Consider the following 23,834-nt stretch of genomic DNA (forward strand, 5'->3'; position numbering starts at 1 on the left):
GTCAAACACTCAACTTTTCAGTTCGGGCTGTAATTGTGGCGCCTCTTTTTCGAGCTCTTTGAGGTCCTCGTCACTGAGCATTTCAGCGATGTCGCGCAGGCGATCCACCACCCGCCCGTTGACCGAGTTTTCCGGGAACTGGCCTTCCTCGTCCACCTCGCCAACCGCTTCGCCCACCAGTAGGCTGAGGGCTTCGTCCACCTGGCGCACGGCGTACACGTGGAACTGCCCGGCACGCACCGCTTGCAGCACGCGCTCGTCGAGCATCAGGGTTGCCACGTTGGCCTGCGGGATGATCGCGCCCTGATCGCCGGTCAGGCCGCGGGCCTCGCAGAGCCTGAAGAAGCCTTCGATCTTCTCGTTGACCCCGCCCACCGCCTGCACTTCACCAAACTGGTTGATGGAGCCAGTGATGGCGAAACACTGCTTGAGCGGCGTTTTCGACAGGGCCGAGATCAGCGTGCACACCTCGCCAAGCGAGGCGCTGTCACCGTCCACGTAACCGTAGGACTGCTCCAGCGCGATGCTCGCGGAAATCGCCAACGGGAATTCCTGCGCGTAACGGCTGCCCAGGTAGCCGGTAAGGATCATCACACCCTTGGAGTGAATCGGCTGGCCGAGATTGACCTCGCGCTCGATGTCGACGATGCCGCTGCCGCCCGGATAGACCGTGGCGGAAATCCGCGCCGGCACACCGAACGCCGAGTCGCCGACTTCCAGCACCGTCAGCCCGTTGCATTTGCCGACTGCCGCGCCTGCGGTGTCGATCAGAATGATACCGGCGAGCATGTCGTCCAGAATCCGCGCCGACACCCGACCGGTGCGCGTGGCCTTGGCCTTGAGCGCACGCTCGATGTGGCCGGCGTCCGTGCGCTCATCGTTAGCCAGGCTGCGAATGAAATCCGCCTCGCTGACCAACTGGAACAGATCACCGATGCGTGCCGACAACCGCCCCTGATGCTCGGCCAATCGTGCGCTGTAGGTCGCAAGGCGCGCCACCGCATCGGCGGTCAGCGGCGCCATGCCTTCTTCGGAGGTGCGCGTCTTGAGCAACTGGGCGAACTGCTCCAGGCTCTCGTCGACCATCGGGATGTCTTCGTCGAAGTCCACCAGCACCCGGAACATCTCCTGGAAGTCCGGATCCAGGTCCTGCAGCGTGTAGTACAGCGACCGCGCGCCAATGATGATGACCTTGACCTGCAACGGGATGGTCTGCGGGGTCAGGGTCACGGTGGCAATGCGGCCCAGCTCGCCCAGCGGCGATTCCATTTTCAGCTTGCGCGATTGCAGCGAGCGCTTGAGGGCGTCCCACACGAACGGCTCGCTGAGCATCTTCTCGGCTTCCAGAATCAGGAAGCCGCCGTTGGCCCGATGAAACGCACCGGGGCGCAGCTGGCGATAGGTGGTGTACAGCGCGCCCTGATCGGTGCTGTATTCGATACGGCCGAACAGGTTGTCGTAGGTCGGGTGCGGTTCGAACACCACCGGCGCCCCGCCGCTGGCCGAGTGGCCGACCACCAGGCTTGGGCAGTATTGCTCTTCGAGCAGCTTGCGCGCCTGGGCGTCGGTCTTGCTGTCATCGACCAGTTGCTCGACCACGGTTTTCAACAGGTTGACCTGCATCGCCTGCAAGTAGGCGCACACTGCCGCGTTCTCGGCGTACTGCTCCGACAGCGGAGCCAGCAGCGGCTGCAGGGCCAGGATGAAGGTCTCTTCGTTGAGCTGACGCATCTGGTTGTTGGACTCGCGCTTCCATTGCGGCAGGCTCGCGAGTTCCTCGTTCAGGCGTTCTTCCAGCGCCGAGATATCGGTGTGAAAACGTTCGCGCTCGGCTTCCGGCAACTGCGAGAACTCGGCCTCGTCCAGCGCCTTGCCTTCGAGCATCGGGGTGAAGGCGATGTTGCTGCTGTCGCGGTACAGGGCGATGTCTTTTTCCAGCGCCAGGCGCTCGATCACATCCAGGGCGCGGTCATAGCGCTGATTGAACGCGCGGTCGATGGCGCTTTTCTTCTGCTGGTAGGACGGGTGCTCGAACACGGCAGGAAAAGTCGACAAGAGGTTGTCGACCAGTCCGTTGATGTCGATGATGAACGAGCTGGCACTGCCCGGTGGCAGCTCCACGGCGCGGGGCTCGCGGGGCTCGTCGAAGTTGTTGACGTAGACCCAGTCCGACGGGGTCTGCATGCGCTTGCCCTCGGCCTTGAGGTAGCGTTTGACGAACGAGAAGCGACCGGTGCCAGGCTCGCCCATGACGAACACGTTGTAGCCGGGGCGCGGCATCGCCACCCCGAATTGCAGGGCCTCGACCGCTCGTTCCTGACCGAGCACGCCGCGAAAGGGTTCCAGATCGTTGGTTGTCGTGAAGCTGAACTGTTCAGCGGAGAAGGGACGGGTCAGCGCCTCAGGCGCAAGTCGCAGGCTGGCAGCTACAGAATCGGGCATCGGACATCCTTACATCAGGCGGGGCAGATGGGGGCATTCTGGCGCTCGGCGCACCAGACTGGCAAGGAAGGAAACACCTGAATATGTTTTAGCTTGATGAACATTCCCACAGCCTTTTAAGACGCGGCCTGCATACAACAAAACGCAATAAATCACGGAACGTTCAGATCCTGCCTAAACTCCAACCTGCGCGGCCGGTAACAAATCAATAAACCGGCCCTCCCTGGCCCTGTTTTCGGCCAGGAATCCGACCCTTGGTTGAAACAACAGAGACTAAAGCTATGAAACGGATTCTTCTTGGTACTCTCTTCGCCGCTGTGTCCATAAACGCCATGGCTCAAGCTCCCGGCGGTCCAGACTGCGGTTGGGGCAACATGCTGTTTGAAGGGCAGCGCGGCACCCCGGCACACTTCCTCGCTTCCACCACCAACGGCACCTCCGGCAACGCCACTTTCGGCATGACCTCAGGCACCAACGGCTGCTCCACCAACGCGGCCCTGACCTACGGCGGCAAGTCGTGGCTGGCCATGAACGGCATGATGGACGAACTCTCCAAAGACATGGCCATGGGCCAGGGCGAGGCACTCACCACCTACGCGGTCGTGCTCGGCGTGGCACCGCAGGATCGTGCCCGTTTCGCCGCAGTCACCCATGACCACTACCAACAGATCTTCAACAAGGCTGATGCCACTGCCGAGGACGTGCACACCAACACCCTCGACGTGCTGAAGAACGACCCGGCTCTGGCCAAATACGCAACCCAGGCCTAAAGTCGCGCAAACCTGCCCTCTTTCGAGAGGGCAGGCATTCACTGCTTCCGATCCCATCTGACTAGTTGCCAATCTATGCTCAAACGCCTCGCCTGGCTGGCGCTCTGTGTCTGTGCCCCGCTGTCTGCCACACCGCAAGTCGACCAAGATCGTTTGCAGCAACTGGCCTCCTCCAGATTCTGGATTGCCATCGGACATTACGAAGCCGGCAAGCTCGGTGGCTGGCGCAGCTATGTGGACGATGCCAAATTCTTCCTCGCCAAAGACGGCGCCCATGACCCGAAGGCCGAACTGGCCGCAACCCTCGAGGCGATCTACCGCCCGGTCGTTGCAGGGCAGGAAGATGCACATCCGCAGTGCGTTTACCCTTCCCGCACCCGTTACCTGCGCGACGAGCTGAAACTGACCGACCTGCCTGCCGTCGATTGCAAGGAATTCAACAAGTGGTTTTCTGACGTGGCGCCGGACAGCACGGTGATGATCTTTCCTGCGGCCTATCTCAACAGCCCATCGTCGATGTTTGGTCACACCCTGCTGCGCATCGACCAGGCTGACGTGCAGGCCAACAAGACCGCCCTGCTCAGCTATGCGATCAACTTCGGCGCCTACATCGAAGGCTCCGACAACAGCATCCTCTATGCCTGGAAAGGCCTGATGGGCGGCTATCCCGGCCTGTTCGCGCTGGTGCCCTATCAGGAGAAACTTTCCGAATACAGCAGCCTGGAAAACCGCGACCTGTGGGAGTACCGCCTGAACCTGACCCCGGAAGAAACCCGGCGCATGGTCGAGCACGTGTGGGAACTCAAGCAGATCCGCTTCGGCTATTTCTTCTTCGACGAAAACTGCTCCTATCGCCTGCTCGAACTGCTGCAAGTGGCGCGCCCCAGCCTTGATCTCACGCCGCAGTTCCGCCTCACCGCCATCCCCACCGACACCGTGCGCGCGGTCAAGGAGGCCGGGCTGGTGGAGAAGATCGACTACCGGCCTTCCAAGGAGCGCGAGTTGCTCAGCCGCGCCGAGCCCCTGAGCCACGATGAAAAGCAGCAGGTGCTGAAAGTCAGCGCCGATCAGAAGCAAATGCAGAGCCCCGATTACGCCGCCCTGCCCAAGGAGCGCCGGGCGTTGATTCAGGACGCGGCCTACCGCCTTGAGCGTTACCGCGCCAATGGCGAGGAGCGTGACCCTGCCCGCTCGCAGCGCAGCTATGACCTGCTGCGCGCCATCAGCACCAACCCGCCGCCGGCCCTTGAAATCGAGCGCCCTGGCCTGCCCGAGGACGGCCATGAGTCGCGCACCTGGCAACTGGGCGTGGGCACCCGCGATGACAAGGCCTTCGCCGAATATGGCCTGCGCATGGCCTACCACGACCTCAACGACAACGCCTATGGCTTCCCGCTGGGCGCACAGATCGAAATCCTGCAGCTCAAGCTGCGCCAGTACGAAGACAGCCACTGGCAAGTGCAGCGGCTGGACCTGGCAACCATCCGCTCGCTGACCCCGCGCAATGACCTGCTCAAGCCCTGGTCATGGCAGGTGGCTGGCGGCCTTGAGCGGGTGCTGGGCAAGCACGGCGACGAGAATCTGGTCAGCCACGTCAACGGCGGCGCCGGAGGCACCTGGAAGCTGGGCGACGACGTGCTGGGCTTTGCGCTGGGCACGGTGCGGGTGGAGCACAACAATGACTTCTCGGCCCTCGTCTCACCGGCAGCGGGCTTCAACACCGGCGTGCTGTGGCGCAATCCACTGGGCAATTTTAGCCTGGAAACCAAGGGCGACTACTTCACCAACGGCGAGGTGCGTCGCACGATCAGTCTGAATCAGCAGTGGGAATTGTCGCGCAACCTGGGCGTGCGCCTCAGCGCACAGCGGGATTTCAGTGAGATGAGTTCCCCGGTGAACGAGGTGATGCTTGAGTTGAAGTGGTATCACTATTGACCAGATCGTTCCCGTGTCGCGGGCGAACACAAAACCTGTAGGAGCGCGCTTGCCCGCGACGGCGGTGGGTCAGTGACACAGTTATCGTCTGCCCCACCGCCGTCGCGGGCAAGCGCGCTCCTACAGAGGGTTCAGGCAAGACGTTACTTCGTCTGGACGCTATACCCCTCCTCCTCGATCAACCCGATCACCTGCTCCGCCGCCAACCGGCTTTGCACGGCCACTTCGCCCTTGGGCAGGTCAATCTGCACCTCGGCGGCCGGATCTTCGCCCTTGATTGCATTGGTCACCGCGCGAACGCAGTGGCCGCAGGTCATGCCTTGAACGTTGAATGTTTGCATCGGATGACTCCTCGCTTGAAAAAATGTGACCAGATGTCGTGATCTTCCACCTTCCCACCATGGCAAGGTCAAGTTTGTGGCGTTTCTGCCGGGCTGGTATTCCAGGGAAAGCTGAGCCAAAGTGTTTCATCAACGTACATCAGGAGACATCGGCCATGGGCTGGTCAGCCTTTCGCATTGCAGGTTTTATCGGTCTGGTGGCCTGCGCATCCTGGGCACAGGCCGATCAGGATTATGGCGTGCTCATCATTTCTCGCGAGCGACTGGAAGTGGCGACGTCCTGTGAGATTGGCATTTACATGCAGGATCAGTTGGTAGGCCGGCTGTTTCAGGAGGAGTCGCGTTCGTTCAATCTGCCGGCGGGGGATCTGTCGGTGCGCCTGCGGGTGTTGCCGGGGCAGGCGCCGGGGTGTCTGCCGGGGATCGAGGCGCAGAACAATACGCGGCTGCATATTAATGCGGGGGATGTGTTGAAGTACCGGATCGCGTCGGGGCCTAATGGGATGTATCTCAAGCGGGCTGGTTTGAATTATTGACAGTTGCGGTTTTGGCGTTTGGCGTTTGGCGAGCATATCTGGTTGCGATGTCGACTCGGAGTCAGCCTTCCGCCCTTACGGCGGGTCACTTTTTCCAAGAGCTGAAAAAGTAACCAAAAAAGCCCTGCGACAGGCTGGGGTCCTTCGGACTTCCCTCGACTCCGGCGCCGTTCCGGGGGCACGCCGTCCCGTCCATCTGAGCGCCGTCCATGGCCCGCACGGCTAGCGGCATCCATGCCGCTCATCCCCCTACACGACGCCTGCGCTCGGCCTGGCGCCTTAACGTCGCGTTCGGCGGCGCCTGTGCCATCGCGCATCAGGATCAAAATCAAAAGCTTTGGTTGTACACCGACCCGTAGCAGCACGGCTTGCCGGCGGGGGCGTCCTCAAAATCGCCGACGCCGGCAAGCCGGACTGCTACGGGTGTGTTCACCTCACTCCTGTAGGAGCGCGCTTGCCCGCGACGGCGTCTCTGAAATCGCCCCCCGCCGGCAAGCCGTGCTGCTACGGGGGATGTGGTGTGGCTGGGTGATAGGGCTGGCGTTCGAAATCGCCATGTCCTGCAACACATCTGACGGTTTGTAGCCCCTTTCTGACAGGCTTCTCTCTTTCTTATGCAGGACATTTCCTAGAAACTCTCAGGCGCTTGTGCAGCGCGATCTGAGTGCTAATCTGCGGCCGTCGCTGGGAATCAGCGATCGGGTTTAGCAGCCTGAATCAACTCAGATCAACGCACTCCATCCTATGGTGGCTTTGCGCGGGGCACCTTCGGGTGCGCCGGGTTCTGAGGTCCCGGTCTGCTAACCCGTTGTCAAAGCCGCCACCCTTCATTTGTTTAGCAGCGAAGATGCCGGTGGTCCCAGACCTCAGGATGAAAAATGCTAAAAATCACCCCCGACCCACCCAACCCCACACTCGAAGACTCCCTGGCCCAGATCTCCGGGCTGTTACGCTGCGCCAAGGCCACCGCCTACGAAAGCGCCGACGCTCAGAGCGGCAGCAAGCGCGATCTGGCGTTTTCCGTAGTGCATCTGATCGACATGGCGCGAACCATTGCCGAGCAGTCGCTGGACCAGATCGAAGTGCGTTGATGCGCTGAAAAACGGGACTTGACCTTGCCAACGTGGCAAGGTTGATCCTTGCTGGCAATAGCCTTCAAGGAGTGTCCGCGATGCCCAGTCCCCAGACGTTCGATCTGCCCATCACCGGCATGACCTGCGCCAGTTGCGCAGGCCGTGTCGAGCGTGCGTTGCGCAAGGTGCCCGGGGTAACGGTTGCGACCGTGAACCTCGCCAATGAACGCGCCCACGTCGAAGTGCAGGAGCGTATCGACCCCGCCAGCCTGATCGCGGCGGTGGACAAGGCCGGTTACGGCGCAACCCTGGAGCAGGACCGTGCCGCGCAGCAGGCCGATCAGCTCAAGCGCCACGACAGCGAGCGCTGGCATCTGCTGCTGGCGATCGTCCTGGCCTTGCCGCTGGTCCTGCCGATGCTGTTGCAACCCTTCGGTATCGAGTGGATGCTGCCCGCCTGGGTCCAGTTCGCCTTGGCAACCCCGGTGCAATTTTTCCTCGGCGCGCGCTTCTATGTCGCCGCTTACAAGGCCGTGCGTGCGGGCGCGGGCAACATGGATTTGCTGGTGGCGCTGGGCACCAGTGCCGGTTATGGCCTGAGCGTCTATCAGTGGCTGGCCAGCGCCCATCACGACATGCCCCACCTGTATTTCGAAGCCTCGGCGGTGGTCATCACTTTGGTATTGCTGGGCAAATACCTGGAAAGCAGCGCCAAGCGCCAGACCGCCAGCGCCATCCGCGCCCTCGAAGCCTTGCGGCCGGAACGGGCGATTCAGGTGGTCGACGGTCAGGAGCAAGAGGTAGCGATCAGCGCGCTGAAGCTGGGCGATCAGGTGCTGGTCAAACCCGGCGAACGCTTCCCGGTGGACGGCGTCGTGATCGACGGCCAGAGCCACGCCGACGAAGCGCTCATCAGCGGCGAGAGCCTGCCGGTGCCCAAGCAGCCGGGCGACAAGGTCACGGGCGGTGCGATCAACGGCGAAGGTCGTCTGCTGGTGCGCACTGAAGCCCTGGGCGGCGAAACCGTGCTGGCGCGGATCATTCGCCTGGTCGAAGATGCGCAATCGGCCAAGGCCCCGATCCAGAAGCTGGTGGATAAAGTCAGCCAGGTGTTCGTGCCGGTGGTCCTGCTGCTTGCCCTAGCCACGCTGGGCGGCTGGTTGTTGGCCGGAGTGCCACTGGAAACTGCCATCATCAACGCCGTGGCCGTGCTGGTCATCGCCTGCCCTTGCGCACTGGGGCTGGCCACGCCGACCGCGATCATGGCCGGAACCGGCGTCGCGGCGCGCCATGGCATCCTGATCAAGGACGCCGAAGCGCTGGAGCGTGCCCATCAGGTGAGCGCAGTGGTCTTCGACAAGACCGGCACATTGACCAGCGGCACACCACGCATCGCCCACATGACCGCCATCGATGCCGATGAGAACACATTGCTGCTGATGGCCGGAGCGCTGCAACGGGGCAGCGAACACCCACTGGCCAAGGCCGTTCTGGACCTCTGCGCTGAACGCAACCTCAAGCCCGAAGACGTCAGCAACAGCCGCTCCCTCGCCGGGCGCGGTATCGCCGGCACGTTGCATGGGCGCGAACTGGCGCTGGGCAACAAACGCCTGCTGGACGAAAGCGGCCTGGCTGCCGATGCCCTCGCAGGCACCGCAAGCGATTGGGAAGCCGAAGGCCGTACGCTCTCCTGGCTGATCGAAACCGCTCCGCAGCCCCACGTGCTCGGCCTGTTCGCCTTTGGCGATACCGTCAAGCCCGGCGCCGCGCAGGCCATCGTGCAACTCAAGCAACGGCACATCAGCAGCCACTTGCTGACCGGCGACAATCGCGGCAGCGCCAGAGTGGTCGCCGAGGCGCTGGGCATCGATGACGTGCACGCCGAAGTCCTGCCCGGGGACAAGGCCGCCACTGTGGTTGCATTGAAGAAAACCGGCGTCGTGGCCATGGTCGGCGATGGCATCAACGACGCCCCGGCCCTGGCCGCCGCCGACGTGGGCATCGCCATGGGCGGCGGCACCGACGTGGCCATGCACGCCGCAGGCATTACCCTGATGCGCGGCGACCCTCGCCTGATCCCCGCCGCGCTGGACATCAGCCGCAGGACCTACGCCAAGATCCGCCAGAACCTGTTCTGGGCCTTCGTCTACAACCTGATCGGCATCCCGCTGGCCGCCTTCGGCCTGCTCAACCCGGTGCTTGCCGGCGCGGCCATGGCGCTGTCCAGCGTCAGCGTGGTGAGCAATGCGCTGCTGCTCAAGACCTGGAAACCAGACGACCAAGGAGACCCACGATGAACATCGGCCAAGCCGCAAAAACCAGTGGCCTGAGCGCCAAGATGATCCGCTACTACGAATCCATCGGCCTGCTGCAGGCCGCCCATCGCACCGACAGCGGCTACCGGCTGTACGGCAAGGACGACCTGCACACCCTGGCCTTCATCAAGCGCTCGCGGGACATGGGGTTTTCACTTGAGGAGGTCGGCAAGCTGCTCACACTCTGGCAGGACAGAGGCCGCGCCAGCGCCGACGTCAAGGCCCTGGCCGGGCAGCATATCGAAGAACTGAACCGCAAGATTGCCGAGCTGACAGGCCTGCGCGATACGTTGCAGGACCTGGTACAGCATTGCCATGGGGATGACCGGCCGGATTGTCCGATACTGAAGGATCTGGAGTCGGGCGGGTGTTGTGCGTGACGTTTAAACCAGGCATCGACGTTCGCAACCGATCCTCGCGATATGCCGACACACCTTGATCGCGAATCAATATAACTTCGCCCGGAAAAACCCGCTTCACTTTACAAGGTGAATAACGACGCTCCCCATCATTGGACAACATAAAAAGGAATTCCCATGAGCGACAATTCCCTGCGCGCGACCACGGTGGAAATTCGTGACAACAACATCGTGCTCGCCAACAACGTACCCATCCAGGCTGACGGTTCCTGGAGTTTCCTGACCTCCACCCTGGCCCCGGGCGCTCATACGTTTACGGCCCATGCCGACGGTCAGATGTCCAACAACTGGGTGATCAGTGTCGGAACGAGTCAGATGGATCTCAGGGCGCCGCATTTCCGGGGCGCAACAGGCGTGGGCCAGAACCGCGAACAGATCAATTACTATGCCCAGGAAGGGGACGGCTTCGTCGAAATTCCCGAGTACGGGATGAACCCAGGGGACACGGTGCGCCTGACGTGGGTTGGCCGAAGAGTGACGGTACAATCTGAAGTCCAGCAAGTGGCCAATCCTCCGAGGCCCTTGGTGTTCAAGGTTTCCATGTACGAGATCATCGACTGCATTGGGGTCAACGCGACCATGACCTACACCGTGGTGAGGGCACCGGCCGGCCCTTCCACATCACAATCCATGTCCCTTTCGGTGTTTGGACATGTCGGCGCCATCGATGCGCCCACCATCAACTCGCCGAACAATAACAACATTCGCGTGCAGTTCGCTCAGAACTATTACTCCGCACAAGTGCGGTTCATCGGGCAGACCACCGTTGAAAGCGCAATACGGGAATTCCATGGCGACTACATCAACTTTGCCATCAACGAAACATGGCGCGCTCAGAACCGGGGTAAGCCCGTGCTGTTCAACTACAGCTTGAAAAGGTTCGACAACACCCAGATCTTCTACTCACAGATTCTGAGGGTCAATAATCTGTAACGGTCAGCGCCTTCGCGATCGCAATCGCCGGCAAGCCGGAAGCGGCGAAGCGGGTAAAAGAAAACGCCGGGGCATGGATCCCCGGCGCTTCATTCACTGCTCGATCACTGCATCCACGGCGGAGGTGGTTCCTCGGTCTTGTCACGCGGGGCATCTTCTGCCGCTCGCGCTGCCTGCCTGCGGGCTTCGTCCCGTTGCGCCGCCTCGATTTCGCGCAGCACGCTGTTGACGTCGGCGACGTCGTCGGGGTCAGCGAACTCGCCGGTCAGCACCGTGGCCGGCGAGAGCGTGCCGGCTTCGTAGTGGGACCACATCTCCCTGGCATAGCGGGTCTTTTTCAATTCCGGTGCAAAGTGACCGAAGTAAGCGGCCATGTTGCCAACGTCGCGCTCCAGCATGCTGAAGGCGTGGTTGTTGCCCGCCGCGTCCACCGCCTGGGGCAGATCGATGATGACCGGGCCTTCGGGCGAGAGCAGCACGTTGAACTCGGAAAGGTCACCGTGCACCAGTCCGGCACACAGCATCAACACGATTTGTTGAATCAGGAAGGCGTGGTACTCGCGCGCCTGATCGGGCTCCAGGGTCACGTCATTCAGACGCGGCGCCGCATCGCCGTAGCCGTCGGACACCATTTCCATGAGCAGCACGCCTTCGAGGAAGTCGTACGGCTTGGGAACACGCACGCCCGCATTGGCCAGGCGAAACAGGGCTGCAACTTCTGCGTTCTGCCACGCATCCTCGGCTTCCTTGCGCCCGAACTTGGAGCCCTTGGCCATGGCGCGGGCATCGCGACTGTTGCGTACCTTGCGGCCTTCCTGATACTCGGCCGCCTGACGAAAACTGCGTTTGTTCGCCTCCTTGTAAACCTTCGCGCAGCGCAGCTCTTTGCCACAGCGCACCACATAAACAGCTGCCTCTTTACCGCTCATGAGCGGGCGCAGCACCTCGTCTACCAGACCGTCTTCGATCAGCGGTTCAATGCGTTTTGGAGTCTTCATCAGCTTTTATTGTGGGTCCTTCGTGGCCAGACACGCGATTGTTGCTCGTTATACGGCAATCCTCAGCCTGCGAGTAGTGGTGTGGTGAATGCAGTCATGGATTCGATTGCAGATCATAGGTTCCGCCGATAATGGCAAGCACCTTTCATGCCGCAGCGCAGCATAGACCAATGTAGGCACCTGAAGGCCGGCCAGCTGTGAGCGGATATGACCACCCATGGGGTCGATCAGGCACCCGGCAGCGAACGCCAAGCACAAGAAAGGGGCCTGCCACGGCCCCTTCCATTACCGCAAATGATTGCGTCTTCGTTACCAGCTGTAGCGAACACCGACGTTCACGCCCCAAGGCTGCTCGATATTCTTGCCATTGCTGTAATCGACATCGGCATGCAGCTGCAGCACCTCGGTCAGTTGCGCGGCAATCCCTGCACCCAGCTCGCCACGGCTGCCGGACAGATCGTTGCTGAAAGTGTTGTCGTTGACCTTGACCCGGTTGCTGTTGGCGAATTCATGGGCCAGCGCCACCTTCACGTAGGGTTGCACGTAGCCACCCTTGTCCAGCGGGAAGTTGCGGCCCACGGTGGTGCCGACCTTGCCCAGGAAAGAGTCGGCCTTGTTGCTGTCGGCGCGCATGCCGTTGTCCAGCGAGTAGTCGGCGCCCTGTACCCAGAGGCTTGAGAGTTGCGCGTAGGGCTCGACGAACCAGTCGTCCTGCAGCTTGATGTGCTTGCCTGCTTCGACCGAGGCACCGATGCCGTTGGTGTTGTAGTCGCCACCGGTCTTGGCGCCATCGCTCATGCGCACGTCCGAGGTGTTCTTGAAGCGGTTGGCCTTGATCACGGCGTCGATGTAGTAGCCGCTGTCGGACAGCCAGGTGGTGTAGGCACCCAGGTAGTAGCTGTCGACGTGGCCGGAGGTGCCTGCGGCGATGTCCAGGTCAGAGCGGCTGTAACCGGCCAGCACACCCACCAGCCACTGGCCGTCGGACACCGGCAACGGTGCGTCGGCACCGAAGGAGATACCGTGCTGATTCTGCTGGTAAGCCGTGCCGCCGGCTGCGGACATGTTGTACTTGTTGCCGTAGGCGCGGGTCCAGGCGCCGCCCTGGCTCTGGCCGTAGCGCAATTCTCCCATGCGGCTGCGCAGGGTGCTCAGTTCGCCATACCAGACGGTCGGCGCGGCGCTGAACAGGCTGATGACCGACTCGGTGCCGGGGGTCACGATCGGGTTGCCGTCGTCATCGAATTTCTGCACCAGGAACCAGTCGGTGCCGCGCTGCTCCAGGTCATAGGCGAAGGTCCCGAAATCCACTTGCCCGCCGACCACCGCAAAACCTGCGGTGCTGCCTGTACCGGTGTGCACCACCTGTTGATCCGGGCCGCCCTTGACCGGGTCCACGCCGGTGTTGCGGATCAGCAAGTCATAGCTGCCGCTGGCCTGGCCGGAGACGCTCACCAGGTCACCCTGCTGTGCGCCAAGGTTGGTGTCCATGATGAACCGGCCATTACCCGACAGCGTGCTGAGGTTCAGGGTTTCGAAGGTGCCATCACCCGCACCCAACTTGACCGTGCCGGCATTCATGGCGAGGTTGGTCACGCCCTGGCCGTCGTTGGTGGTCCAGGTGGAGTTTTCCAGGCTCAGGTTGGTGACGTTGCTCAGGTTACCGGTGACCGACGAGTTGCCGGTCAGGTTGAAGTTCTCCACATCACTAACATTGCCGCTGACGCTGGAATTGTTGCTTGCGGTGAGGTTGGTAGTGCGGGTCAGGTTGCCTGAAAGGCTGGAGCCGTTGTTCAGGGTGAAGTCCGCGACGTTGGTAATGTTACCCGTCGCGCTCGAGTTGTTGTCCAGCAGTACCGTGGCACTGGAGCCGTCCTGCACCAGGATACCGCCGTTCAATCTGCTGCTGTCTACGGTGACCTGAGCGGTGCTGTCTGCGCCGACCTCCAGCGCCAGGCCGTTGCCGCCATTGAGTTGCGTACCATTGGCGATGATGATGTTGGCGCTGACCGGCGTGCCGGCATCCAGCAAGCCCAGATACAATGCGCTTGAAGCGGTGCCCGTCACGGTCGATCCGTCGATCAACAGGGTATTGTCACCTTCCCCCACGCCACCAATGCTGTCATGGGTCATGAACACGCCGTGGTTTGCCCCCGTCACCAAACTGCCAGCAAGCACGCTGGCATTGCTGCCTGTCAGGAGTATCCCGGAACCATCGACAAGTGGAGGAAGGTCTCCGTTTGCGGCTCCATTGACAACCGTTCCGTTGAGCACCACCGAGCTTTCGAACGTCGCAAAGATCCCGGCGCCGGCGCCACTGATGCTGCCGCCGGTGACACTGGCGCTGGAAGGGGGGCCGACCAGGGCGTTGCGGTTGATGAGCAGCCCGAAGCTGCCGGTGCTGGTCACGTTAGTGTCCACGAGTGTGGCGGTGGAGCCGAACAAGGTAATGCCCTCGCCCGCTCCCCCCGTCACTGTCGAGCCCTGCATGTTCAGCGTCCCACCGTCGAACGAGGTAATGTTCAGCGTATTGGTGCCCGGCAGGGTGTTGAGGGTCGATCCACTGTTGAGCGTCCAGGTCTCGACTGGATCGTCGGGACCGATGGTGACTTCCAGATCGGGGATGATATTACCGGCTTGGGCGTATGAATTCATTGCGAGAAATACAACCGCAGCCGCTAATGAATGGTTGAAAGATTGAAAGACCAGTTGTTTTTTCACATTAAAATCCTTGACTGCCGCGAGTCATGAACCGGGCAGTTATCGGTAGGCACGAAGCGCAGTAGTAGACATGAACTTGTCTGTAAGATCTGTAGGATGTGTCCGCGCACGGCGTAGGAGACTTCCTACATTGCAAGCTCACCCCTCAATGCCGCCAACCATCATCCATTTGTACGCAATCATTCGAGTAGCAAGTTCAGCGGGCAACCCCGCGCCACCTTGCAACACAGATCAAAACCGCATTAAACACGGCCTTCCTATGCCAACATAGCTCTTAATGCCTGGCGAGTTAGTTTGATTCGCGATAGAGATTACTTCGAATAGCTATAACTAATTTAGTTAGAGCCCATCGCTATTGTTTCAATCGCCAATCAATCTAAATGGCGCCAAATGCCTGAACTAGCCTTCGAATGCGATAAATTGAAACCTGGCGCGACTGTCCATGGATGGAACGAAGTCATGTTCCCCTTCCCATGCTCTGGATTGAAGCGGCTCTATTGGGCAATGGCCCGTAGAGCCAACACAGACACGTCAGCGTTATCGAACATGACCTAAACCTCGAGGATGAGAAAGATGGACAATGCCCCCCTTCCCCTGAAAACCAGGCTCAAGTATGGAGACAAACTCTCCGTTGCCGTGGCACGGCCCCAGCCCGTGACCCCAGCCGGTGCGCCCGCCCCGAAAGCCGTAGATCCGGCTCTGAGCGCGCCAACCGTCGCCGGCCAGTTCGCCAGCAAGAAAATCCCGGTGGCCGAAGCCGATGCTGGCATCACCGTCGAGGTTCCTCGCTGGCCGACAATGCTGGCGACGTACCGCATCCGGATCACCTGGGATGGCAATGATGCTTCCAGCGTGGTGCCCACAGTGCCGCCGTTTTACGAAATCACGGCCGCCGATGTGGTGGACCCCAACTTCAAATGGACCGTTCAGCTACCGGCGTCACTCACGGCGCAGGAAGGCACTCACGTGGTCAGCTATCGGGTGACCACCCGTCTGGGCGGAAACGCAACCTGGCCGACTGCCGGCACAACGATCATCGTTGATCGCACCGCTCCCGGTGGTGAGTTGCTGCCGATTCTGTTGGGTGACGATGAACAACAGCTTCCTCCTTTGATCACCGCTGCAAACTTCATCAACGACGAGTTCATCACCACTGTTTCCGACTACGACGGGATTGAACTCAACGATGTGCTGGTTCCATGGATACAGCGAGGCACGGACCCGATTGTGCGCCTGCCGGGATCCGCCGAAGTTGTCGATGCCGACGAAGTGCATACCCGCAAGGTCAAGCTGCGCTTCAAGAGGTCGGACGTCGAAACCCTGGCCGATGGCGTGATCAACTTCGGCTATAACATCACCGACGAGCCGGGTAACGTTTCTTTCGACTCTCCGGCGGCGAGGATTCGAGTCATTCTTCTCGACGTTCCCTCCCAGCTCGAAGCACCGATCGTGCCGGCCTTTCTCAATGACGGCGTGGTGAGCTATAGCGATGCGGTGGCAGGGGTGGATGTGCAGATTCCGATCTATCGTGATCCTCATCTGGCCGACGTTATCGTGGTCGACTGGGGCGGGCAGAAATCGGCGCCGTATTCGTTGACCACCGCCGACCTCACTCAGGACCCCGTGACCACCATCAAGCTGCTGTTTCCTGTGGTCGCGACGGCCGGTTCCAATCCACGGCTTCCCGTGTCGTACACGGTCTCGCGTGAAGGTTTGCCTTATCCATCTCCTGTGCTGGAGGTTAATGTCGACCTTCGAGTACCGGGCGGACCCGATCCCGAGACGAACCTGAAGCAAATCGTGATTGAAAGTGGCACCGGAGACATCGACCGCATCTCCGAAGCGGCCTTCAGCCTGACGGCATTCGCCATCGTCAGTAACCGGACCAACGATACTCCCCCTCAACCTTCTTTCGTTGCCGGCGACATCATCACCGTCACTTGGGGTGGAACGGACGTAGCTCCTCCTTATACTGTTGCCACGGGTGACAATGCTCAACCATTGCGCCTGGCCGTAGCTCCTGGATATTTCCAGGCGACGGGAAATATCCCGGTGAACTACCGTATCTCGCGCGAACTGCAACCGCCTTATACACCTCCGGTACGCGAAGAAGGAGCGCCGCTGCCGAAACTGATTCCGGTGGAGTCCAGCCAGGGCAAACCCAACGATGGCCAACCCTTCTCCGGCCCGACCTATCCGGACAAGAACGCCGATGACATCATTGACCGTGAAACAGCACAAAGACCGGTGCGCGTACGGACCCAGGTTGCATTGACGAACATGGCCGAAGGAGACGACGTCGAACTCACACTCAAAGGTGTCGACTTTGATTCAGGGGCGGATCTGCCCGTGCCACCACTGGTGCAAGATCATAGGATTTCCCCTGAGGAGTTTGCGCGGGGTTATTACGACTTCACCGTGGATAGAGACTTCCTGCGCAGCATTTGCCAAGGCTACATGGTGGGGACCTACAAACTGACCAACAGCAGAGGGTCGGGTATCTCGGACGCCTCCAGCGTGATCGTCGACCTGGCCAACACGGAGTTTCCGTTCTGCGAAGCGTAACCGCGCAGTGACTCGACCAGGGGCGAATCCTGACCCAGGAATCGCCCCGCTTTTACACTCAATACTGAATCGGCCATGGTTGAACATGGCCGATTCTGCAGGGTGGATGTGCCACGGCGCAGGCCGCCCAAGGAAGGGTATACAACATGGACGCACTCTCTGACATCGGCATACTGGCGCTGTTTCGCCCCAGCATTCCCGTGGTCGATCAGGCAAACAAAGGCGGGCTCGGCGTACTGGAACTCAGGAAAAACCCACCGGAGCCGGTGGTTGTCACTGCCCCTATCGCGCTGGGGATGCAGCCCAACACCACGCTGGTCCTGTACTGGGACAACCGAGTGGTGGACTCCTACAAGATTTCGCAAGAACAATTGGGCACCGGGCTGATCGTTTTCAGAGTGCAGCCACACCTGATACTGGACAACGACAATGCCGTCCTCTACTACACCTCCGCCTCGCCGATAGGTGGAAACCCGGACACATCGCCCACCAGGACGGTCATCGTCAATACCCAGGTGCCCGGCAATCCTCCCCTCAACCCCACCGACCCGATCAATACCAACCTGCAACCGCCGCGCAACATCCCCAATCCTGTGACGGATGCCAATTCGGCCAACGGCATCACAGTGACGATTCCCAACTGGGTGAACATGGAGGTGGGTGACATCCTTACCCTGACCTGGGGACAAACCCGCATCCCCTTCGGTCGTCCGCTGGAGCAGTCAGACCTGGACCGCCCATTGACGATTCATGTCAGCCAGGCAACGATCCTTGCTAACTCCAACATGCTGGGCCTTAAAGTCTTCTACGACATCCGCGACATCGTCGGTAACTGGTCGCTCAATTCCACTCCGTTCATCACCGACATCGAGGCAGGGCCCAACACCATGCCTGCGCCCCGGGTCACCGAAGCAGATGCCAATGGAGATATTGATCTGGCGAGACTGGGCGCCGGCAATGTGCATGTCGTGGTACCGGTCTACTCGCCGTGGACGGCCCAAGACCACGTCGCCATCCGCTGGCACGGGCTGACGGCCGGTGGCAGCAGCGTCGATGAGACGGTGGAATTCGACATGACGCCCGGCGATGAAGGCTTTCCGGTTACCAAAGAGATTCAGAACCCGACCGTGACGGCCATCGCCGGTGGCACCGCGGTGGTCTACTACGAAGTGAACAATGTACGGCGCTCGCGACGTCGGTCGCTGACGGTCAGTGGCACTGTTCCTCCGCTGGCAAAGCCGCAAGTGCTCGAGGCGCAGAACGGGGTGCTCGACCCCGCTATCCTTCCCGGCACCGGTGCAACCGTGGTGGTGCCGCAATATGCGGGGATGGCGAAAGACGACAAGATTTACCTGTACTGGGAGGGCACGACCGCAGCAGGTGACGCAACCCATTACTCCGCCGAACATACCGTCGGCACCATTGGCTTCGTACAATTTTCTGTCCCGACTGCCGCCAACGTCACGCCTCTGGCAGGGGGCAGTGTGAAGATCTACTACACGGTGGTGGTCGGACTGGTAAGCAGAACCTCCGATACCCTGCAACTGAGCGTGAGCCGCAACCAGCCGGTGGAACTGACCGAGGCTTTCGACATGGTTGGCAACAATATCATTCGCGCAGGCAACTCGATCCGGCCGCCTCACACGCTGATCTCGTTCGCGAGTGGCGCAGGCACTGCAGGTGTCAACGACGTGTACGACCCGGTGAGCCAAGGCGGTGACCCTGTATTGTTCCAGCGCCCGGCGTTGCAGGTGTGCATTGCCGATGTGGGGGTCCAGACGATCCTGATCGACCTGCTGCAGACTTGGGATAGGGTCACGATCAACGTACTCGGCGCAGTACACGGGCGGACAACGCTCGAATTCCGGGATGAGTTCGACCGCTTTCTCTACGGCACCACGCCGCCTTCCGGAAGCCCGAGGAATCAGACACTGCGGTATTCAGCCAATGGCGGCACACCGATCCGCTACCTGCGGATCTTCGGCCAGCAAAACTGGACCGTGTGGGACAACATCAAAATGATCCGTTAACCCAAGCTCGTATCCTTGACAGCAAACGGGAGAAACACACCATGGCCAGTAACTTCAGAGCGCCCACATCGCCGGATGCGAACAACGGCTTTTTAAGTCCTGCCGTTCTCACCAATGGCGCTCGTATCGATGTGCGATATGACGATATGTCAGTCAATGACTACATCATCGTGCATTGGGGCGCAGGCTACGAGACCGATCCGCAACCCGGCAGCAATGGCCCCGTAGTGCAGATCCTCATTCCCGCAGCCGAGGTGGTGAAGACCGCAGGACAAACCTTGCAGGTCACTTATACCGTCATTTTTCCGGGCGGCCCTGGCCTCTCGAACGCAAGCACGTTCATCGTGCCGGCGAATGCGACGGTGGTGGCGATCACCCAGGTGCTGGACAGCAATAACGTGTCGATTCCCAACGGTGGAACCACGACGTCTACGCGGGTGACTGTAAGAGGCTTGGTATCCTGATCGCTGTGCGTGTTCACTTCGGCTACGCCCGAAAAAGCTCCCCCGGCGTGAAGCCGAACAGGGTCTTGAAGGCGGCAATGAACGCCGACGTCGAGTCATAACCGCAATTGAGGGCGGTGCTGGTCACGCTGTCGCCCTCCTCCAGCGCATTGAGCGAAGCCAGCAGTCTCGCTCGTTGGCGCCAGCCTCTGAAGCTCAGGCCGGTTTCGCGCTGGAACAGGCGCATCAGGGTTTTTTCCGACATGCTCAAACGTGACGCCCACTCGGTGAGCGTGATGTCCTGGCCGGGTGCTTCGACCAGTTCCTGACACAGTGCCAGTAGCCGGGCATGGCGTGGCAGTGGCAGGGAGAAGCCGACTTCGGGGAGGTTGGACAGTTGGTCGAGGAGCACCTGCACCAGGCGGGCTTCCTGGCTGTCTTGCTGGGGGTAATCGGGGGGCAGGAGGCAGAATGCCTTGATGAGTTCCCGGGCCAGGGGCGTGACTTCCAGCACCCGGCAACGGCCCGGCGCCCAGAGCGAGTCCTGGGTGCGCACGTAGAGGCTGCGCATTTCGGCGCGGGTGGAGGTGACCACCTCGTGATCCAGCCCCGCCGGAATCCACACGCCCCACTGCGGCGGCGCGAAGAAACTGCCCTGTTCGGTGTGAACCCCCAGCACGCCGCTGATGGCGTAGGAAAACTGCACCCAGTCATGGCGATGGGTCGGCGTCCATGACCCGGCGCTCAGGCTTTCGGCACGGGCATACAGCGGCCGGGGCAGGTCGGTCAGCGCAGGGATCGAGCGCAGCGTTTCGGGGCTGCGCGAGGGGGAGTGTCCGTTGCTCGGCATGGGCGGGCCTTTTGTCGTGAATAAGCAGTTTATCCAGAACGACATCAAACCTGTAGGTGCGCGCTTGCCCGCGATGGCGGCGGGTCAGGTATGCATGGGTACCTGACGCACCGCGGTCGCGGGCAAGCGCGCTCCTACAGGGCAACGTCCGCCTTGGCGGCGACGGGGTATTTGATGTCGCCGACGCCGGCAAGCCGGACTGCTACGGCTATGAGCTCGCTTACAAATCATCTGCACGCCCCAATCCTCTGTAGGAGCGCGCTTGCCCGCGATGGCGGCGTGTCAGGCATGCATGGGTATCTGATCGCGGTCGCGGGCAAGGGCGCTCCTACAAGGAAACGTCCGCCTTGGCGGCGACGGGGTATTTGATGTCGCTGACGCCGGCAAGCCGGACTGCTACGGGTATGAGCTCGCTCACAAATCATCTGCACGCCCCAGTCCTCTGTAGGAGCGCGCTTGCCCGCGATGGCGGCGTGTCAGGCATGCATGGGTATCTGACGCACCGCGGTCGCGGGCAAGCGCGCTCCTACAAGGCAACGTCCGCCTTGGCGGCGGGGCGATTTCAGCGTTCGAGGATGGCCGTCACGCCCTGGCCCCCTGCTGCGCAGATGGAGATCAAGCCGCGGCCCTGCCCTGCCACGCTGAGCAATTTGGCGAGGTTGGCGACGATCCGCCCGCCGGTTGCGGCGAAGGGGTGGCCGGCGGCCAGTGAGCTGCCCTTGACATTGAGCTTGCTGCGATCGATCGACCCGAGCGGCGCATCCAGGCCCAGGCGGGTCTTGCAGTAATCGGCATCTTCCCAGGCCTTCAAGGTGCACAGCACCTGGGCGGCGAAGGCTTCGTGGATTTCGTAGAAGTCAAAGTCCTGCAAGGTCAGGCCGTTACGCGCCAGCAACCGGGGCACGGCGTATACCGGTGCCATCAACAAGCCCTCCTCGCCGCGCACGAAATCCACGGCCGCCGCCTCGCCATCGCGCCAGTACGCCAGCACCGGCAAGCCACGTTCCCGGGCCCAGTCTTCGCTGGCGAGCAACACCAGGGAGGCGCCGTCGGTGAGTGGCGTCGAGTTGCCAGCGGTCAATGTGCCCTTGGCGCTGCGCTCATAGGCCGGCTTGAGCGAGGCGAGCTTTTCCAGGCTGGCGTCGGGGCGCAGGTTGTTGTCCCGGGTCAGGCTGTGGAACGGCGTCAGCAGATCGTCTTGCCAGCCTTCGGCGTAGGCATTGGCCATCTTCTGATGACTTTCGAGCGCCAACTGATCTTGCGCCTGGCGCGGGATCTGCCAGGTCTGCGCCATCAGTTCGCAATGCTGCCCCATCGACAGCCCCGTGCGCGGCTCGCCATTGCGCGGCAACTCGGGCTTGAGGTTGTGCGGACGCAGCTGGGTGAGCGCCTTGAGCTTGTCGCCGGTGCTCTTGGCGCGATTGACCTGCAGGAGGATCTGGCGCAGGTCTTCATTCACCCCAATCGGCGCGTCGGAGGTGGTATCGACGCCACCGGCGATGCCGCATTCGATCTGCCCCAGGGCAATCTTGTTGGCCACCAGCAACGCCGCTTCAAGCCCGGTGCCGCAGGCCTGTTGCAGATCATAGGCGGGGGTTTGCGCCGACAGCCGCGAGCCCAGAACGCACTCGCGGGTCAGGTTGAAATCTCGCGAATGCTTGAGCACGGCCCCCGCCACCACCTCGCCCATGCGCAGGCCGTGCAGGTTGAAGCGCTCGATCAGCCCCTCCAGCGCGGCGGTCAGCATGTCCTGGTTGCTGGCAGTGGCGTAGGCGCCGTTGGAGCGCGCGAAAGGAATGCGATTGCCACCTATGATTGCCACGCGGCGTGTCTGGATCATTGAAAACTCCATTTTTGTGTGGGTCGTGCAGGCGCCACGCCGTTGTAGGAGCGCGCTTGCCCGCGATAGCGGTGTGCCAGATTACCTGTAGATGGCTGACACACCGCCGTCGCGGGCAAGCGCGCTCCTACAAGTACGGTCCGGACCATGCCAGCCAATAGCGTAGGACCTTCTACCTGACAGTGTGGTCCACTGCTTTGAACCCAGCCTCAAGGAGAGTGTTCCATGGCATCTGATCGCTACATTGACTTCGCCAACTCGGATATCGGTCGTCGGTTGGTCGGGGCAGTCGGGCTGCCGGCTCCCGTGCGCCTGGAGCGCTGGCAGGCCGGGCGGTTGCGGCCGGTGGAGGGTGCGCTGCTGCTCAGCAGTGGCCCGTTGGCCGAGCAGGTCGCAGGTTTTGCCCCGCGCATGACTGATCTGCTGTTCAGCTCTGGCGGCGAGGTCAGCGGCGCACACCCATGGAGCGCCGAGCAGGGTTCGAAGATCAAGGCCATAGTGTTCGACGCCAGTCACCTTCTGCACACGTCTGAACTGGCGCAGCTGCGGGACTTCTTCCAGCCGGTACTGCGCAGTCTCGATCACAGCGCACACATCTTGATTCTGGCCCGCGACCCCGCCACCCAGAGCGATCCGCTCGCGTCGAGCACGCAACAGGCCATCGAAGGTTTCAGCCGCTCGCTGGCCAAGGAAATGCGTAACGGCGGCACCGTACAACTGCTGCAAGTGGAAGACGGCGCAGAAGGTCAACTCGAAGGCGCGCTGCGATTCTTTCTCTCGCCCAAGAGCGCGTTTATTTCCGGGCAGGTCATTCGCCTGAGCGCCTGCGCCAACAAGGTTCAGGACTGGAGCCGCCCGCTGGCTGGCCGCAAGGCGCTGGTGACTGGCGCGGCACGTGGCATTGGCGCTGCCATCGCCGAAACCCTGGCCCGGGATGGCGCAGATATTGTGTTGCTGGATGTGCCACAGGCCAAGGCAGACCTCGAAGCCCTGGCCGCGCGGCTTGGCGGCCAGGCGCTGGTGCTGGACATCTGCTCCCCGGACGCGGCCGCGCAGTTGATCGAGCAGGTCCCCGGCGGGCTGGACATCGTGGTGCACAACGCCGGCATCACCCGCGACAAGACGCTGGCCAACATGACCGCCGATTTCTGGGATCAGGTGCTCAACGTCAACCTCAACGCCCCGCAGGTACTGACCCAGGCACTGATCGACGCCGGCGCCTTGCACGATAACGGCAGCGTGATCCTCATGGCCTCCATCAGCGGCCTGGCGGGCAATCGCGGGCAGACCAACTACACCACCAGCAAGGCCGGGTTGATTGGCCTGGCCCGGGCCATGGCGCCTGTGCTCAAGGCGCGGGGCATCAGCATCAACGCGGTGGCGCCAGGCTTCATCGAAACCAGCATGACCGCGCACATGCCCTTCGCCCTGCGCGAGGCCGGGCGGCGCATGAGCTCGCTGGGCCAGGGCGGCCTGCCGCAGGACGTCGCCGAAGCCGTGGCGTGGCTGAGCCAGCCGGGCAGCGGTGCCGTCAGCGGCCAGGTGTTGCGGGTGTGCGGGCAGAGCGTGATCGGCGCCTGAACCAGCCTGTGGATGAAATGCACATGAGGATTAGCGCGGGAG

The 23,834-nt window shown here is 61.6% G+C and carries 17 protein-coding genes; 11 read left to right on the forward strand and 6 right to left on the reverse strand.

All coding sequences use genetic code 11. The annotated features are described in order from the left end of the window. Window positions 1-9: 9 nt before the first annotated feature. On the reverse strand, window positions 10-2,442 hold the full coding sequence (locus ACIPOO_RS06905) for a Lon protease family protein (protein WP_400605375.1): 2,433 nt from the start codon (window positions 2,440-2,442) through the stop codon (window positions 10-12). A 281-nt stretch (window positions 2,443-2,723) separates the two neighbouring features. Between ACIPOO_RS06905 and ACIPOO_RS06910 the strand changes: the two genes are divergently transcribed. After that, on the forward strand, window positions 2,724-3,212 hold the full coding sequence (locus ACIPOO_RS06910; protein ID WP_274134128.1) for a DUF3015 domain-containing protein: 489 nt from the start codon (window positions 2,724-2,726) through the stop codon (window positions 3,210-3,212). Between the two features lie 75 nt (window positions 3,213-3,287). Next, entirely contained in the window at window positions 3,288-5,147 is a 1,860-nt protein-coding gene (locus ACIPOO_RS06915; protein ID WP_400605377.1) for a DUF4105 domain-containing protein, read from the forward strand. A 143-nt stretch (window positions 5,148-5,290) separates the two neighbouring features. On the opposite strand, the gene ACIPOO_RS06920 is transcribed toward ACIPOO_RS06915, so the two are convergent. After that, complete coding sequence (locus ACIPOO_RS06920; protein WP_400605379.1) at window positions 5,291-5,488, reverse strand: heavy-metal-associated domain-containing protein; 198 nt, start codon at window positions 5,486-5,488, stop codon at window positions 5,291-5,293. Window positions 5,489-5,643: 155 nt separating this feature from the next. Between ACIPOO_RS06920 and ACIPOO_RS06925 the strand changes: the two genes are divergently transcribed. From ACIPOO_RS06925 to ACIPOO_RS06945, 5 genes are all read left to right on the forward strand, one after another. Further along, entirely contained in the window at window positions 5,644-6,024 is a 381-nt protein-coding gene (locus ACIPOO_RS06925; protein ID WP_400605381.1) for a hypothetical protein, read from the forward strand. A gap of 878 nt (window positions 6,025-6,902) precedes the next feature. After that, window positions 6,903-7,115 (forward strand): DUF6124 family protein, encoded by a 213-nt coding sequence (locus ACIPOO_RS06930; protein WP_274134124.1) that lies wholly within the window; start codon window positions 6,903-6,905, stop codon window positions 7,113-7,115. Window positions 7,116-7,195: 80 nt separating this feature from the next. After that, a complete protein-coding gene (locus tag ACIPOO_RS06935; RefSeq protein ID WP_400605383.1) occupies window positions 7,196-9,394 on the forward strand; it encodes a heavy metal translocating P-type ATPase in 2,199 nt (732 codons plus the stop codon). Further along, entirely contained in the window at window positions 9,391-9,792 is a 402-nt protein-coding gene (gene cueR / locus ACIPOO_RS06940; protein WP_274134122.1) for a Cu(I)-responsive transcriptional regulator, read from the forward strand. Before ACIPOO_RS06935 ends, cueR begins: the two co-directional genes overlap by 4 nt. A 156-nt stretch (window positions 9,793-9,948) precedes the next feature. Next, complete coding sequence (locus tag ACIPOO_RS06945) at window positions 9,949-10,764, forward strand: Ig-like domain-containing protein (protein ID WP_400605386.1); 816 nt, start codon at window positions 9,949-9,951, stop codon at window positions 10,762-10,764. A gap of 104 nt (window positions 10,765-10,868) precedes the next feature. On the opposite strand, the gene ACIPOO_RS06950 is transcribed toward ACIPOO_RS06945, so the two are convergent. Further along, complete coding sequence (locus tag ACIPOO_RS06950) at window positions 10,869-11,762, reverse strand: PA4780 family RIO1-like protein kinase (protein ID WP_274134120.1); 894 nt, start codon at window positions 11,760-11,762, stop codon at window positions 10,869-10,871. Window positions 11,763-12,071: 309 nt separating this feature from the next. After that, window positions 12,072-14,417 carry an autotransporter outer membrane beta-barrel domain-containing protein gene (locus tag ACIPOO_RS06955; protein WP_400605388.1) on the reverse strand — a complete coding sequence of 782 codons (2,346 nt, stop codon included), beginning with the start codon at window positions 14,415-14,417 and terminating at the stop codon, window positions 12,072-12,074. A 639-nt stretch (window positions 14,418-15,056) separates the two neighbouring features. On the opposite strand from ACIPOO_RS06955, the gene ACIPOO_RS06960 reads away from it, so the two are divergent. The 3 genes from ACIPOO_RS06960 to ACIPOO_RS06970 all read left to right on the forward strand — a co-directional run bounded on the left by ACIPOO_RS06960 (window position 15,057) and on the right by ACIPOO_RS06970 (window position 19,542). Continuing rightward, complete coding sequence (locus tag ACIPOO_RS06960; protein ID WP_400605390.1) at window positions 15,057-17,048, forward strand: hypothetical protein; 1,992 nt, start codon at window positions 15,057-15,059, stop codon at window positions 17,046-17,048. A gap of 146 nt (window positions 17,049-17,194) precedes the next feature. Continuing rightward, window positions 17,195-19,078: a hypothetical protein gene (locus ACIPOO_RS06965; protein ID WP_400605392.1), complete on the forward strand. Its 1,884-nt coding sequence runs from the start codon at window positions 17,195-17,197 to the stop codon at window positions 19,076-19,078. Window positions 19,079-19,119: 41 nt separating this feature from the next. Beyond that, on the forward strand, window positions 19,120-19,542 hold the full coding sequence (locus ACIPOO_RS06970; protein WP_400605394.1) for a hypothetical protein: 423 nt from the start codon (window positions 19,120-19,122) through the stop codon (window positions 19,540-19,542). 22 nt (window positions 19,543-19,564) lie between these two features. Here the strand turns inward: ACIPOO_RS06970 and ACIPOO_RS06975 are convergent, their stop codons facing one another. Further along, on the reverse strand, window positions 19,565-20,371 hold the full coding sequence (locus tag ACIPOO_RS06975) for a helix-turn-helix transcriptional regulator (RefSeq protein WP_274134115.1): 807 nt from the start codon (window positions 20,369-20,371) through the stop codon (window positions 19,565-19,567). A gap of 562 nt (window positions 20,372-20,933) precedes the next feature. Further along, a complete protein-coding gene (locus ACIPOO_RS06980; protein ID WP_400605396.1) occupies window positions 20,934-22,211 on the reverse strand; it encodes an acetyl-CoA C-acetyltransferase in 1,278 nt (425 codons plus the stop codon). Window positions 22,212-22,436: 225 nt separating this feature from the next. Between ACIPOO_RS06980 and ACIPOO_RS06985 the strand changes: the two genes are divergently transcribed. Continuing rightward, a complete protein-coding gene (locus ACIPOO_RS06985) occupies window positions 22,437-23,792 on the forward strand; it encodes a 3-oxoacyl-ACP reductase (protein ID WP_400605398.1) in 1,356 nt (451 codons plus the stop codon). Window positions 23,793-23,834: the final 42 nt, after the last annotated feature.

Origin of the sequence: Pseudomonas sp. NPDC090201, assembly GCF_044746825.1 — a bacterium.
In the GTDB taxonomy this organism is placed as follows: domain Bacteria; phylum Pseudomonadota; class Gammaproteobacteria; order Pseudomonadales; family Pseudomonadaceae; genus Aquipseudomonas; species Aquipseudomonas putida_AD.